The organism is Bradyrhizobium sp. 1200_D9_N1_1, from assembly GCF_052075915.1.
Lineage (GTDB): Bacteria > Pseudomonadota > Alphaproteobacteria > Rhizobiales > Xanthobacteraceae > Bradyrhizobium > Bradyrhizobium diazoefficiens.
Genome location: NZ_CP197226.1, coordinates 6,557,202 through 6,570,780 on the forward strand (window position 1 = coordinate 6,557,202; position 13,579 = coordinate 6,570,780).

Genomic DNA, 13,579 nt, shown 5'->3' on the forward strand with positions numbered 1-13,579 from the left:
TCAACCACAAATTGTGATCACAAAAATATGCGCTTGAATCAGCTTGCGCGCGACGATTTGCGCTCGCCCGTGAGTGCGTTCTCCGCGGCGCGGCTCATCAGCGAGGCGTAGTCATCGCCGAACAGCACCTGGCAGAAGCGAATCGCAGCCTGCACCTGCTGTTGCCGATAGGTGCGGACCTTGAGATCGGCGGCGCGCAGCGACTGCACCAGCTGCTCGGTCGAGCGCTCGACATATTGCTGCAGGTCGGAATAGGTGCGCAGCGTCACCTCGTTGATCGCGAGCTCGCTGGCGTAGTTGCGGCAGGTCGCGACGAAATCGATCAGCGCCGCGGTTTCCTCCACCTCGGTGCTGTCGATCCGCGCGCCCGGCGGAATGTCCTTCTCGGGGCGCTGGCGCAGGATCCGGCGAACGCGGCCGGGAACGCTGTCGATCTCGGATTGCAGCGCATTGGAGATATCGGCCCGGATCGAGGTCAGTTGCTTGCCCCAGGCGGAATCGTTGCGCAGGTCGAGCTCGGTGCGCAGGCCGCGCACACCGTCGTGCAGCGCCTTGAGATTGTCGGCGACGTTGTCGAACTGGCCGCGCTTGATGTCCATGCGCAGGATCGCGGCGACGCAGGACAAATCGTGCAGGGCGATCGTGACGGCGACGCCATAGGGCGTTGCCGCCACGCGGATCTCGTCGTCCGATGCGGCAATCTTGATGGCGAGGCGGATGATCTGCCACGGCGCGGTCATGCGCTGCACGACGATCGACAGCGCGAAGGGCAGCATCTGCGGCGTCTGGAGGACGGGGATGTTGAGCGCCGACGTCACCGAGGCGATCTGGGAGTCGCCGAAGGCGCGCAGGAAGCGCGGCAGCTTCTCGTTCAGGGTGGCGATGGCCTCTCGGACCTGGAGTACCGCTCCGACCGAATAGAGGTCCTCGATCACGTTGGGCGGGCCGACGCGGGCCAGCGCGCGCGACTTGTCGCCGCCGCCCGGCCCCGTCAATTGGAAGATGGCGTCCGCAGCCACCGCCTGGAGCTTCTGGGCGAGCGCTTCGACCTGCCCCGCACTGTCAGCGGCCGGCATGCGCGCCAGCGCCGCCTCGAATTCGTTCAGCTTGTCCGGAGCACCGTCACGGCCGAGCCATTGCCAGATCGGATGCAGCGAGGAGCGGCGGATCTGTCCGACCCGGATCGGGGCGCCCGCCTCGACGAGGAACGGTTCCAGCACCTGGAACAGGAGCCGCGACAGGTCGTCCGTCCGCGGGGGTGGGGTTTCGTCGGCCTCCGTCTTGCGGACGATCCTGCGCAGCTGCTCGAGCACGAGGGTCGCCACAGCCATGTCCTGGCCGCGCTCGAGCGCGCGCTCGAACTCCCGCATCAGCAGCGCCTGCGACTGCGGCGGGAGCTGCGCGAGATATTCCCTCAGCCGCTCGATCGATGTCTGGCTCATGCGCCCAGGTAATGCACGGTAAAGTGGCGGACATGGGATGCGTCCGAGCGCGATCATAGAAGGCTGCGCCTTAAGAAGCCGTTGAGGACGTTGGCCCGAATCCTCCCGTTTGCTTGCGGATCGGCCGTCCCGGAACCAAAAAATCCTGTTGAAACAAAGGATTATATTCCGGGGAGGACCAACTCGGCCCGCAAGCCGCCGATTGGCGCGGCGCCGAGGGAGAGGCTGCCGCCATAGAGCGCGGCAAGGTCGACCACGATGGAAAGCCCGAGCCCCGAGCCGGGCTTGGACTCGTCGAGCCGCTGGCCTCGCCGGGAGACCTGGGTGCGCTCCGCCTCCGACAGGCCGCGGCCGTCGTCGTCGACAATGATCCTCAGGCGCGGACCGGCGCCGGCCTTATGCGGCACTTCCACCAGCACCTCGATGAAGACCCGGGAGGCCGCCCATTTGCAGGCATTGTCGACGAGATTGCCGACCATCTCCTCCAGATCCTGCCGCTCGCCCCGGAATTTTGCCGACGGATCGGCCTTGGCCTCGACCATGATGCCGCGGTCGCGGTGGATCTTCTCCATCGTCCGCCGCAGCGCCTCGATGGCGGGTGCCACCTCCGTCACGGTCGCGACGACCGAGACGCGCGCGGCGATGCGCGCCCGCTCCAGGTGATGGGCGACCTGGTCGCGCATCACGTCCGCCTGCTCCATCACCTTGGCCGCGAACGGATCGGCAGCGTGAACGCCGGCTTCGTTGACGATGACCGAAAGCGGCGTCTTGATCGCATGGGCGAGATTGCCGACATGGGTGCGCGCGCGCTCGACGATCTCGCGATTGGCATCGATCAGCGCGTTTGTCTCGCGCGCGAGCGGCGCGATCTCGACCGGGAATTCGCCCTCGAGCCGCTCTGCCCGCCCGGAGCGAATGTCGGCGATCGACTCCGAGATGCGCTTGAGCGGCGCGAGGCCGAAGCGGACCTGGAACACCGTGGTCAGGAGCAGCACGATGCCGAGCGCGGTGAAGGTGCCGCCGAGGTAATAGTCGAAGCTGCGCGTCTCGTCGAAAATCTCGCTGTCGTCGCCGGCGACGCTGACCAGATATTTGCCGTCGGCGCCGAGATCGACCGGCCGTTCCACCATCCGCAGGTTCTGCCCCTCGGGACCATCGACATAGCCGAGCCGGATGCCGGCGGCGGTGAGCTCGGCACCGTGCTCCTCCAGCTTCGGCAGCTTCTTGTCCCAGAGCGAGCGCGAGGAGCGCACCTCCGGCTTTTCGGTGTCGGTGCGCGTGATCTGCCAATACCAGCCGGACAGCGGCAGCTCGAACAGGGGCTCGCCGAGCGACTGGAACTGGCGGTCCGGGGGCTCGTCCGGGGTCGCGACCTCCGCGATCAGCGTGCGGAGATAGAGATTGAGCCGGCGGTCGAAGGCGCGTTCGGTCGCGTTCTTGTAGACCGACGACAGCACCACGCCGGTGATGGCCAGGATCACCACGAGCCACGCCGTCGCCGACAGGAACAGGCGGTTGGCAAGCGAGCTAGCGGGCATCGGAACGATCCCGGGAGGCGCAGGATGGCAGGGCGTCGGACGTCATAACCGGACCAAGGCCCCCTGTTCGGCCTCCCGTCAAGCCCGCAACGCCTCAGGCGCCCGGAGCGGGCGGCGGGGTCAGGAGATAGCCGAGGCCGCGGACGGTCTGGATGATGTCGACGTCGAGCTTCTTGCGAATACGGCCGACGAAGACCTCGATGGTGTTGGAGTCGCGGTCGAAGTCCTGGTCGTAGAGATGCTCGACCAGCTCGGTGCGGGAGACCACGCGTCCGGAATGGTGCATCAGGTAGGCCAGAAGCCGATATTCGTGCGAGGTCATCTTGACGGGATTGCCGGACACGCTGACCCGGCCGGTCCTGGTGTCGAGCGTGACCGGGCCGCAGCTGAGTTCGCTCTGGGCATGGCCGGTGGAACGGCGCAGCAGCGCGCGGATGCGCGCCAGCACCTCCTCGAGATGGAACGGCTTTGCGACATAGTCGTCGGCGCCGGCATCGAAGCCCTGGACCTTGTCGCTCCAGCGGTCGCGCGCGGTGAGGATCAGGACCGGCATGGTGCGGCCGTTGCGGCGCCAGGCCTCCAGCACCGAGATGCCGTCCTTCTTCGGCAGGCCGATGTCGAGTACGACGGCATCGTACGGCTCGTTGTCGCCGAGATAGTGCCCCTCCTCCCCGTCGAAGGCGCGGTCGACGACATAGCCGGCGTCCGTCAGCGCCTTGGTGAGCTGGCGATTGAGATCGGGGTCGTCCTCAACAACGAGCAGGCGCACGCTTCTCTCCAAAGATAGGCCGCATGAACAACAGCCTCAGATGAGCAATTCCGGCGTGAACTGAATATGAACGCGGGGAACCGGCCGCGTTACTTTTTGGTCATATACGCCCTGTCACGCGCCGACGCGACTGCGCCCGCCAGGCTGCCGGACGAGCCGGCGGCATGGCGGGCGCAATGTGCCGCGTTACGCGGCGAGTCGGAAGGCCCGGGACGTTCGGATCCGGCCGTCAGGTCCGGAAGAATACGAACCAGATGACGGCGAGGATCAGGATCGCGAGCCCGGTCGAGATGGCGAGCAGCGCGGCCACCGACGGCCCGGGTTCGCCCTGGCGCGCCTCGGTTGCAGTTTCGACGATCTGATGCTGGTCTCGCGTGGTTGCCATGATGCCCTCAATCTCTGCGTGTCGCCTCCGATGACCGCGACCGCCTCACGGCCCTGTGTCCTGAGGCAACGCCCGATCCGATACGATGTTCCGGCTTTTGCCGCGGGCTCGGGCAGCAACCGGACGCGGGGCGGCTGGTTAACGCAGTTGCAAGATTCCGCACCGCGCCGTGTTTGATTCGGTGTTCCCCGATGGTATCCTCATAAGTCTGTCCCCGTTGCGTTTGGAGTAGCCCATGGCCCCCCGCGCCAATTGGAAGGGTTTTTTGCGTTTGTCGCTCGTGACCTGCCCGGTCGCGCTCTATCCGGCCACTTCGGATACCGAGAAGGTCTCCTTCAACCAGATCAACCGCAAGACCGGCCACCGGATCAAGTACCTCAAGGTCGACGCCGAGACCGGTGACGAGGTGACCTCCGAGGACATCGTCAAGGGCTACAAGGTCGACACCGACACCTATATCGAGGTCACCAAGGACGAGCTCGACGAGATCGCGCTCGACTCGACGCACACGATCGAGATCGACGAATTCGTGCCGAAGGCCGACATCGACAATCGCTATCTGATCCGCCCCTATTATCTCGTGCCGGACGGCAAGGTCGGCCACGACGCCTTTGCGGTGATCCGCGAGACCATCCGCAGCATGGACAAGGTCGCGATCGGCCGCGTGGTGCTGACCAACCGCGAGCACATCATCGCACTGGAGCCGCTCGAGAGCGGCCTGATGGGCACGCTGCTGCGCTACCCCTACGAGGTCCGCAGCGAGAAGGAATATTTCGACGACATCCAGGACGTGAAGCTGACGAAGGACATGCTCGACCTTGCAAAACACATCGTCGAGAAGAAGTCCGGAGCGTTCGAGCCCGAGCTGTTCGAGGACCATTACGAGGCCGCGCTGATCGATCTCATCAACAAGAAGCGCTCGGGCGCCCCGATCGCGGCCAAAGCGGCGCCGAAGACGGGCGGCAACGTCATCAACCTGATGGACGCTCTCAAGAAGAGCCTCGCGAGCGAGAAGGACGCAGCTCCGATCGCGAAGGTCGTCAAGGAGACCGTCAAGGGCAAGAAGCCGAAGAAGCGCGTCGAAGGCCAGCGCGAGATGCTGCTGCCGATCGCCGGCAAGGGCGGCAAGGAAGCTGCGGCGAAAACGGCCCCCAAGGAAGCCTCGAAGAAGGCCGACAAGCCGGTGCGCGCGCCGGCGCGGGCGAAGAAGGCCGGTTAGCGGCACGCCGCTTACGATCGCGCCGTGATGTCTCCCCTCGCCCGTCGGCCGGCCTGACATGCCCTGGTCGGCGGCGTTCGACGATCCGATCTCGCTGCGCAACGGGCGCAAGCTGCGGACGCTGCAACAGGCGGCCGATCACATCATGCAGCTGCCCGAGGACGCGCAGCACGCGAGCCACTGGCAGACCGCGATCGAGACCCTGATCCACGCGGCCGAGACGGGCGGCGGCTGGACGATGTTCGCCCGCATCGCGATGTTGCGGGCGCTGAACGCGGACGTCAGTCGCAAGTAAGCCCCACCTGACGCGGCGGCGCCTTGCAGCATTCGCCCTCCCTCGCGCCGCCGAGACATAGCCTCAACAATCGGTTAAGCGGCGCCATCGCCTTCGGCGCTCGCCGGCGAGGCACCAAGTAATCCTACGGAAGACAAAATTAACCCTCGATTCCCATTGCGCACCACAAGGTCGCGCGGTCGATTGAACCAGGGTTTGCACGCGGTGCAGCAGCAGGACGCCAGAAAGAACTACATCGGCCTCGTGAACGACACGAGCGAGGACAAGCGCCTTGCAGACAGCGCGGCGCGGTCACAGCCGCGCGTCATGAGCTATCTGGTCGGACGCCTCGCAGCGGCGCTGAGACGCCCTGGCAAGACCACCCCTGGACGCGCGATCAAGTCCTGAAAGCGACGACGCCGTCAAATCCACCCGAGTTGGGTGACGAAACCTTAAGTCAATGAATGCCAGCATATAAGGCCTGAGGTCGGGACCGCCCCGCCAGCACTTTGACGCGCGCCCTGCGAAATTTAGTGAATCAATTTACCATTCCGAAAACGGCGCCAGCCTACGTTGGACGGATGAACGGGAGTTGACGATGGCATTGCTCAAGTCCTTTCTTGCCGATGAAAGTGCAGCCACCGCTATCGAGTATTGCCTGATTGCCGCCGGCATCGCGCTCGTGATCGTCACGGTCGTGAACAACACGGGCAGCGCGCTCCTGAACAACAAGTTCAACTCGATCGACGCGGCCACGAAGTAGGCCGCATGCCCCGGCCCGAAGTCATCTTCTGACATCGGCGAGACCGTGCCGGCACGCAAGGCCTGCCGGCGTGGCAGACCATGATCTGGGTCAACAGCACAAAGGCGGCGACGGCTAAGCATGGAGGCCGAGCTTCCTCCCTGCCGGCCCGTCCATGCACCCAGACCTCCCCCACTCCCAACTGAAGATCCGCCGCGTTCGCCTCGATACCGGCCGCGAGAACGTCGTCGTCATCTCCAGGCAATCGAAGGCGCTGCGCGCAGAGATCTTCCGCGGCTTCAGCCGCGTCGAGCTCCGTCTCAACGGCAAGGTGCTGCTGGCGACGCTGCTGATCACTGACGACGACACTTTGGCCGCCCAGGACGAGATCGGCCTCTCCGAGCCCGCATTCCGCCGTTTCGCCGAACCGGTCGGCACGCTGGTCGCGGTGACGCCCGCCACGCCACCGGAGAGCCTTGAAGCGGTGCGTGCGAAGATCCGCGGGCGAACCTTGAGCCAGGCGGAGATCGGCGCGATCATCAACGACCTCGCGCATTATCGCTACTCCGACATGGAGATCGCCGCCTTCCTGATCGGTTCGGCGAGCTTCATCACCAGCGACGAGCTCCTGGCCCTCACCGGGGCGATGGCCCAGGCCGGCACCCAACTGGTGTGGCCGGACCCTGTGGTCGTCGACAAGCACTGCATCGGCGGCATTCCCGGCAATCGCACCTCGATGGTGGTGGTGCCGATCGTCGCCGCGCACGGCCTGCCGATCCCCAAGACCTCCTCGCGCGCCATCACCTCGCCCGCCGGCACCGCCGACACGATGGAGGTTCTGGCGCGGGTGAATGTCGGTGTCGAGGAGATGAAGGCGATCGTCTCGTCCTGTAACGGCTGCCTGATCTGGGGCGGCCACGTGAACCTGTCGCCGGCCGACGACGTCCTGATCTCGGTCGAGCGACCGCTGAGCCTCGATACTCGCGAGCAGATGGTCGCCTCCATCATGTCCAAGAAGATCGCGGCGGGCTCGACGCATCTGCTGATCGACATTCCGGTCGGGCCGACCGCGAAGGTCACCGGCGCCGTCGAGGCGATGCGGCTGCGAAAGCTGTTCGAATTCGTCGGCGACCGGTTCGGCCGCACGGTCGAAGTGATCACGACCGACGGCCGCCAGCCGATCGGCAACGGCATCGGGCCGGTGCTCGAGGCCAACGACGTGATGGCGGTGCTCGGTAACGATAAGGATGCCCCGCGCGACCTGCGCGAGAAATCACTGCGGCTCGCCGCCCATCTCTTGGAATACGATCCGAAGCTGCGCGGCGGCGCGGGCTACGCACGGGCGCGCGAATTGCTCGACAGCGGCGCGGCGCTGAAGCAGATGCAGAAGATCATCGACGCCCAGGGCCCGTCGACATGCAGCACCGAACTGGGATCGCTCAGCTTCGACATCAAGGCGGCGCATGACGGCACGGTGTCCGCGATCGACTGTCTGCGGTTGAACCGGCTCGCCCGCACCGCCGGCGCGCCGCTCGACAAGGGCGCCGGCATCCGCCTGTTCAAGAAGATCGGCGACCACGTCGAGCAGGGCGAGCCGCTCTACCGCGTCTACGCCTTCGATCAGCCGGAGCATGATCTCGCAGCCTCCGCCGCAGCGGCAGGGAACGGCTACGCCGTCGATGGTCACGACGCGCTCCCGAGCAAGACGGCGTCGTGAGCATGATCGCGTTCCAGACCCTGCCGTTCGGCACCGAGGCGGCGAAGCGTCTCGCGGCGCGGCTTGGGCTTGCCTCCGACGAGATGACCCTGCACCGCTTCCCGGACGGCGAGCTGCGCGTCACGGTCGCGCCCGCAGCCGACACCACCATCCTCTATGCCGCGCTCGATCAACCCAACGACAAGCTGATCGCCCTGCTGTTCGCCGCAGAGGCGCTGCGTCGCGGCGGCGCAAAGCGGCTGGTCCTGGTCGCGCCCTATCTGTGCTACATGCGGCAGGACATTGCGTTTCATGCGGGCGAGGCCATCAGCCAGCGCGCCATGGGCACTCTGCTTGCGACGATCGTCGACCGCGTCGTCACCGTGGATGCGCACCTGCACCGCACCCCCGACATCGCCGCCGTGTTTCCCGGCATCGAGGCCGAGAACCTGTCCGCGATGCCCGCGATTGCGAACGCGCTTGTCGCGGCCGGCATCGATCCCGCGACCGTCGTGATCGGCCCCGACGCCGAATCCGAGCCCTGGGTGAGAGACCTCGCGGGACGGCTGGACTTGCAGCACACGGTCGCGCGAAAGCTCCGGCGCGGCGATCGCTCCGTTGAGATCGATTTTGCCGACGCCGCCCTGCTCGCGGGACGGCCGGCGCTGATGGTCGACGACATCGTCTCCTCCGGGACGACGCTGATGGTCGCGGCGAAAACATTGCGAGCGATGGGCGCAAGCGCTGTCGATTCGGTCGTGACGCACGCGTTGTTTCCACCCGCGATGAGCGCGGCATTCGCCGACGCAGGCATCCGCTCCATTCGCTCGAGCGACAGCGTGCCACATCCGACCAACGCGATCGCGCTCGACGAAATTCTGGCCGCGGCTCTCAAGCGCGAGCTCAACACGATACTTCCGCCGGAGACAACGACATGAGCGTGACTGTTCGATTCTGCGGCGCCGCCCGCACCGTGACCGGCTCGAGCTACCTGTTCCAGACCGCGACCGGGCGCTTCCTGGTCGACTGCGGCCTGTTCCAGGGACAGAAGACGCTCAAGGCACTCAATTACGGCGCCTTTCCCTTCCGCCCCGCCGACATCCAGGCGGTGCTGCTCACGCACGCCCATATCGACCACAGCGGGCTGCTGCCGAAACTCATGCGCGAGGGTTTTGACGGACCGATCCTGGCGACGCGCGGCACCATCGACCTCTGCTCCTGGATGCTGCCGGACGCCGGCAGCATCCAGGAGTCCGAGGTCACGCAGCTCAACCGGCGCAACGCGGCACGCGGTCGGAACGAGGTCGAACCGATCTACACGCAGGCCGATGCGGTCACCTCGCTGCAATCGTTCCGCCCGGTCGACTATGAGCGCTGGGCCGACGTGATCCCCGGCGTTCGCGCGCGCTACTGGAACGCCGGCCACCTGCTCGGCTCCGCCTCGATCGAGCTGGAATTCGGCCAGGACGGGCGGGAACGTCCGTTGCGCGTCCTGCTCTCGGGCGACGTCGGGCCGGAAGCTAAACTGCTCCAGCCCGATCCCGAGGCGCCGGTGGACCTCGACTACGTCATCTGCGAATCCACCTATGGCGACCGCGTGCGCCCCGTCACCACGCCCGAGCAGCGCCGGCAGCATCTCGCAAGCGAGATCCGCGATGCCGCCGCGGCCAAGGGTGCCCTGCTCATCCCCGCCTTCGCGGTCGAGCGGACCCAGGAGCTGATCGTCGACATCGTCCACCTGATGGAGCGCGGCGAAGTTCCGGCAGCGCCGATCTTTCTGGATTCCCCGCTCGCGATCCATGCCACCGAAGTCTTCCGCGAGCATGCCGCGAGCCTCGATCCCGGCGTCGACGTCGACCGCCTGCTCAACTCGCCGCATCTCAAATTCACCGAGACGGTTGCCGAGAGCAAGGCGATCATGCGCCTGACCGGCTTTCACATCATCATCGCCGCCAGCGGAATGTGCGACGCGGGCCGCATCCGCCATCACCTCAAGCGCTGGCTGTGGAACGAGCGCGCGACTGTGCTCCTCTCCGGCTTCCAGGCGCACGGCACGCTCGGCCGCTTCCTCCAGGACGGCGCCAAGGCCGTGCGGATCCAGGGCGACGAGATCAGGGTCGCTGCGCGCATCCGGATGATCGACGAATATTCCGGACATGCCGACGCCGCCGGCATCGCCGGCTGGATCGCGGCACGCCGCCCGATCGCCCGCGGCCTGTTCCTCACCCACGGCGAGCAGGATGCAATCGCCGGGCTTGCCGAACGGCTGGGCGAACGCATTGTCCCGGCCGCAAAGATCTATCAGCCGGTGCTCGACGACATCTACGAGCTCGAGGCGCCCGAGCCGCGCGTGCTCGACGTCGACCATCGCCGCCGGCTGGCGCCCGAGGCCGTCACGCATCTCGACTGGCACAACGAAATGTCGGAGCTGATGCTCGACATCAGCGACAAGGTCGCAGCCGCCGCCGACGACCGCGCCCGCGGCGTCATCATCCGCAGGCTGCGGCGCGCGCTGCAGGAGAATGAGTAGAGCGACGCGGAATGTCGCCCTTGTCGGAAAGGGGCTAAAACGCGCGCGAATACAACGCGCGAGCCGTTTCCATTCGTCCACTCGCGGTGAGGGCACGTTGCATCGTGACCCAGCTCAGGAGTGCGATCGCCAGACCCGCGGCCACATCGGAAAAGTAATGGCTTCCATCCACCGGCGTGGCCGCAATCATCGCAACATTGAGCAGCACGGCGATCCAACCCACATATCTGACCGGCCAAAGCGCCAACAGGAAGAGAAGTCCAAGCGCGGCGTGCAAGCTCGGAAAGCTGATGATCCCTTCGGCGCCTTCCGCGACCAGATGGCGAAAGGTCCCGTCCCGCAATCCAAAGAATACGGGAAGCGGCAGATCTCGCGTCATCGGCACGATGGCGGGAGAATCGACTGCTGACAGATGCAGATGCCCCCAAACACCCTGCGCCGGCATGAAAGCGGAAACGCCGATGGTCAGAAGCGTCGTCAGAACGAAGCTCAGCATGAAGATGCGCAATCGCAGGGCATGGCCCGCCGCGGCCAATACGAGGACGACGGCCGTCGTTTGCACGGCAAAGCTCGCATACGCACCCGCCAGGATCCTATGCAGAAGCGGCGCAGCATTCATCGCCGCAAGCCACGCCATCCAGTCAAAGCCAAGCCGCTGGTCCAATACGGCGAACTCGCTGTCCCATAGCGGAAATGCCGCGCTTGCCGCGACGTATGACAGCGGAGCTCCCACCGCCGCAAATGCGACGACCTGGGCGGCGCTGACCAGCGCGTCGGCGAGAGCCGCGTCCCTTCTGATGGTCGCATAGAACCAGCTCATCAATACGAGCAGGCCGGCAACGAGGGCGGGTTTCCAGAATGAAAGCCATTCCATCTGAAACGGCCCAAGCGTCGACGCGATCAACACAGCGCCGGCCGAGGCCCCGATCGCGATCCAGACGACACGATCGGCACGCTCCAATTGGACAAGGTGGATATCTGGCAGACTCAGCCTGTCTGGCATGGGGGCATCCGATCGCCGGCCTGGTCACCACGGCCCTGTCGCCACGCTAGCGAGGCAAAATTGAGCCTGCGTTAACGCAACAACACGAACACGGCGGAATTTCCTTTTCATTAGTGCTGTGCCGACGGCAACGGCACCCTACTGCCGCGTGACGTTTGATCTTTACGATGTTCGCGTTATGGCGTTGTGTCGTGCAATTGCACCTTTGCAGAGCGTAGGCTCGAACTCCGGCGGCCCGATCACATGGCTTCTTCCGACAGGCCGACCTTGACGATCCGGGCTCGTCTTGGCTCGGACCGATCGGTAACGATCACCGTTCTTGCAATGCTCGCCGCCGTCTCGTTTCTTCCGGTGCTGCTGACCCCTATTCCCGCGATGGTCGATTATCCCAATCACCTCGCCCGCATGTACATTTTGAGCCAGAGCGGCACTCCCAACGCCAATCCGCATTACGAGGTGGCCTGGGCGTTCTATCCCAACCTTGGAATGGACCTGCTGGTCCCGCAGATGGCGCGGCTGATGAGCGTCGAGAGCGCCACACGGCTGTTCCTGCTCCTCAGCCAATTGTTGATCGTAGGGGGCGCGCTTCTGCTCGAATGGGCCCGCAAGGGACGTGTTCATCTCGCCGGCTTTGCGGCGCTCGCTTTCCTCTACTGTCTGCCGTTCAGCTGGGGCTTCATCAATTTCGAGTTCGGACTGGGCCTCGCCCTCTGCGGCATCGCCGTCTATCTGATGCTGGCAGAAGGCCCATGGCCAGCGCGCTTCGCCGTCAACGCGATCTTCGTCGCTGCGCTGTATGCGGCGCATTTCTTCTCCCTCGGCATCTACGGCGCGACGCTGGGCCTTTTCGAGCTCTGGCGCATCCGCCACCAGGGAATATCGTACCGGGCCGCGGCCGCGCGGCTTGGTGCGCTGGCCATACCGGCGCTCGTCCTGTTCGGGATCATGCATATGACTGCAGGCTCGATCGGAAGCGAAGGCACGAGCTGGTTCCTCGGATTCAAGCCGATCTGGCCGCTACGCATCATGAGCGGCTACAGCTTGACGGTATCGGCAATGACCGGACTGGCGCTGATGATCTCGCTGCTTTTCGCCGCAAGACGCGGCGTTCTCAAGCTCGAGCCGGCCGGAATCTGGCTCGCGATCGGCTTTGCGGTCTTGTACCTGATCATTCCCTCGAAGCTGTTCGGAACCTCGTTTGTGGACCTCCGCGTGATTCCCGCCGCGGCCCTGATCCTGCCGGCCTTCTGCTCGCTGTCGCTGCCCAGCCGTGCCTGGGGAATGGCTGCGCTCGCTGTGATCAGCGGAATTACCCTGATCAATCTCGCCGTGGTCCTCGCGGTGTGGCTACCTTACCGCGCCGACTATGCTGCTATCGTCGCGTCGTTCCACAAGATCGATCGCGGCTCACGCGTCCTCGTCGGCAGCACGGGCGACGTTGGAGACCCGCCCTTCGCCGACCTCACGTCCTATCCAATGTTCTATGCGCCGACGCTGGCCGTGCACTATGCCAACGCCTTCGTGCCCAATTTATTCACGGAAGCGGGCAAGCAGCCGGTGCGGGCACGCGAGGCCGTGCGCCGTCTTGCCATTCCCTATGGAGGGCCGGTGCCGTCGGGCCTGCTAGCGGCGATTGCGACAGGCCGCCCGCCGGCGGACGCTCCGCCGTTCGTCCGGACCTGGTACCAGGATTTCGACTATCTCTATTTGCTTGGACCGCACGCCCCCAACCCGCTGCCGGATCTGCTGGACGATCTGGACGCTTCGGAACGATTTGTCCTCTACAAGATCCGCCGCAGGTCGTAGCGCGACGCCGCCGCTGCACGGTGTGGTTAACGGGACATCACCACCGGCTCCCGCCGGCCCCCCAGCCGCCCGCGGGCGTCCGCATCGCCCGGGAGCCCTAGATCCTTAACAGTTGCGGCAAGGCCACCTTAACCACCCACGGATTAGGCTTCCGCCCCTGCAACCGAGTTGGACC

The 13,579-nt window shown here is 65.4% G+C and carries 13 protein-coding genes; 8 read left to right on the forward strand and 5 right to left on the reverse strand.

Going from position 1 to position 13,579, the window contains the following annotated elements; genetic code table 11:
• Positions 1–38: 38 nt before the first annotated feature.
• From AB5K84_RS31495 to AB5K84_RS31510, 4 genes are all read right to left on the reverse strand, one after another.
• Complete coding sequence (locus AB5K84_RS31495; RefSeq protein ID WP_038965713.1) at positions 39–1,442, reverse strand: hypothetical protein; 1,404 nt, start codon at positions 1,440–1,442, stop codon at positions 39–41.
• A gap of 161 nt (positions 1,443–1,603) precedes the next feature.
• A complete protein-coding gene (locus tag AB5K84_RS31500; RefSeq protein WP_011085906.1) occupies positions 1,604–2,980 on the reverse strand; it encodes a sensor histidine kinase in 1,377 nt (458 codons plus the stop codon).
• 94 nt (positions 2,981–3,074) lie between these two features.
• Entirely contained in the window at positions 3,075–3,749 is a 675-nt protein-coding gene (locus AB5K84_RS31505; protein ID WP_011085905.1) for a response regulator transcription factor, read from the reverse strand.
• 229 nt (positions 3,750–3,978) lie between these two features.
• Positions 3,979–4,134, reverse strand: coding sequence for a hypothetical protein (locus AB5K84_RS31510; protein WP_165448146.1), 156 nt, complete (start codon positions 4,132–4,134; stop codon positions 3,979–3,981).
• 235 nt (positions 4,135–4,369) lie between these two features.
• Here AB5K84_RS31510 and ku point away from each other — a divergent pair, with 235 nt between their 5' ends.
• The 7 genes from ku to AB5K84_RS31545 all read left to right on the forward strand — a co-directional run bounded on the left by ku (position 4,370) and on the right by AB5K84_RS31545 (position 10,595).
• Positions 4,370–5,353, forward strand: a complete 984-nt coding sequence (gene ku / locus AB5K84_RS31515; RefSeq protein WP_011085904.1) for a non-homologous end joining protein Ku — start codon at positions 4,370–4,372, stop codon at positions 5,351–5,353.
• Positions 5,354–5,411: 58 nt separating this feature from the next.
• Positions 5,412–5,648 carry a hypothetical protein gene (locus AB5K84_RS31520; protein WP_028172241.1) on the forward strand — a complete coding sequence of 79 codons (237 nt, stop codon included), beginning with the start codon at positions 5,412–5,414 and terminating at the stop codon, positions 5,646–5,648.
• 183 nt (positions 5,649–5,831) lie between these two features.
• On the forward strand, positions 5,832–6,035 hold the full coding sequence (locus tag AB5K84_RS31525; RefSeq protein ID WP_236842206.1) for a hypothetical protein: 204 nt from the start codon (positions 5,832–5,834) through the stop codon (positions 6,033–6,035).
• Between the two features lie 190 nt (positions 6,036–6,225).
• Positions 6,226–6,390: a Flp family type IVb pilin gene (locus AB5K84_RS31530; protein WP_011085902.1), complete on the forward strand. Its 165-nt coding sequence runs from the start codon at positions 6,226–6,228 to the stop codon at positions 6,388–6,390.
• A gap of 154 nt (positions 6,391–6,544) precedes the next feature.
• Positions 6,545–8,086: a thymidine phosphorylase family protein gene (locus tag AB5K84_RS31535; protein ID WP_011085901.1), complete on the forward strand. Its 1,542-nt coding sequence runs from the start codon at positions 6,545–6,547 to the stop codon at positions 8,084–8,086.
• Positions 8,083–9,003 carry a ribose-phosphate pyrophosphokinase gene (locus tag AB5K84_RS31540; protein WP_011085900.1) on the forward strand — a complete coding sequence of 307 codons (921 nt, stop codon included), beginning with the start codon at positions 8,083–8,085 and terminating at the stop codon, positions 9,001–9,003. The genes AB5K84_RS31535 and AB5K84_RS31540 overlap by 4 nt, the downstream gene beginning before the upstream one ends.
• Entirely contained in the window at positions 9,000–10,595 is a 1,596-nt protein-coding gene (locus AB5K84_RS31545) for an MBL fold metallo-hydrolase (RefSeq protein ID WP_011085899.1), read from the forward strand. The genes AB5K84_RS31540 and AB5K84_RS31545 overlap by 4 nt, the downstream gene beginning before the upstream one ends.
• 34 nt (positions 10,596–10,629) lie before the next feature.
• Here the strand turns inward: AB5K84_RS31545 and AB5K84_RS31550 are convergent, their stop codons facing one another.
• The gene (locus AB5K84_RS31550) at positions 10,630–11,598 is read right to left on the reverse strand and encodes a phosphatase PAP2 family protein (protein ID WP_011085898.1); all 969 of its coding nucleotides are present in this window, start codon (positions 11,596–11,598) and stop codon (positions 10,630–10,632) included.
• Between the two features lie 243 nt (positions 11,599–11,841).
• Here AB5K84_RS31550 and AB5K84_RS31555 point away from each other — a divergent pair, with 243 nt between their 5' ends.
• A complete protein-coding gene (locus AB5K84_RS31555; RefSeq protein ID WP_038965716.1) occupies positions 11,842–13,404 on the forward strand; it encodes a hypothetical protein in 1,563 nt (520 codons plus the stop codon).
• The last annotated feature ends 175 nt before the right edge of the window (positions 13,405–13,579 follow it).

Excerpts from the sequence above, each read along its gene's own strand:
- AB5K84_RS31555 (WP_038965716.1), top strand. The coding sequence starts at position 11,842 with ATGGCTTCTTCCGACAGGCCGACCTTGACGATCCGGGCTCGTCTTGGC.
- AB5K84_RS31535 (WP_011085901.1), top strand. The coding sequence starts at position 6,545 with ATGCACCCAGACCTCCCCCACTCCCAACTGAAGATCCGCCGCGTTCGC.
- AB5K84_RS31520 (WP_028172241.1), top strand. The coding sequence starts at position 5,412 with ATGCCCTGGTCGGCGGCGTTCGACGATCCGATCTCGCTGCGCAACGGG.
- AB5K84_RS31500 (WP_011085906.1), bottom strand. The coding sequence starts at position 2,980 with ATGCCCGCTAGCTCGCTTGCCAACCGCCTGTTCCTGTCGGCGACGGCG.
- AB5K84_RS31495 (WP_038965713.1), bottom strand. The coding sequence starts at position 1,442 with ATGAGCCAGACATCGATCGAGCGGCTGAGGGAATATCTCGCGCAGCTC.
- AB5K84_RS31545 (WP_011085899.1), top strand. The coding sequence starts at position 9,000 with ATGAGCGTGACTGTTCGATTCTGCGGCGCCGCCCGCACCGTGACCGGC.
- AB5K84_RS31550 (WP_011085898.1), bottom strand. The coding sequence starts at position 11,598 with ATGCCAGACAGGCTGAGTCTGCCAGATATCCACCTTGTCCAATTGGAG.
- ku (WP_011085904.1), top strand. The coding sequence starts at position 4,370 with ATGGCCCCCCGCGCCAATTGGAAGGGTTTTTTGCGTTTGTCGCTCGTG.
- AB5K84_RS31530 (WP_011085902.1), top strand. The coding sequence starts at position 6,226 with ATGGCATTGCTCAAGTCCTTTCTTGCCGATGAAAGTGCAGCCACCGCT.
- AB5K84_RS31510 (WP_165448146.1), bottom strand. The coding sequence starts at position 4,134 with ATGGCAACCACGCGAGACCAGCATCAGATCGTCGAAACTGCAACCGAG.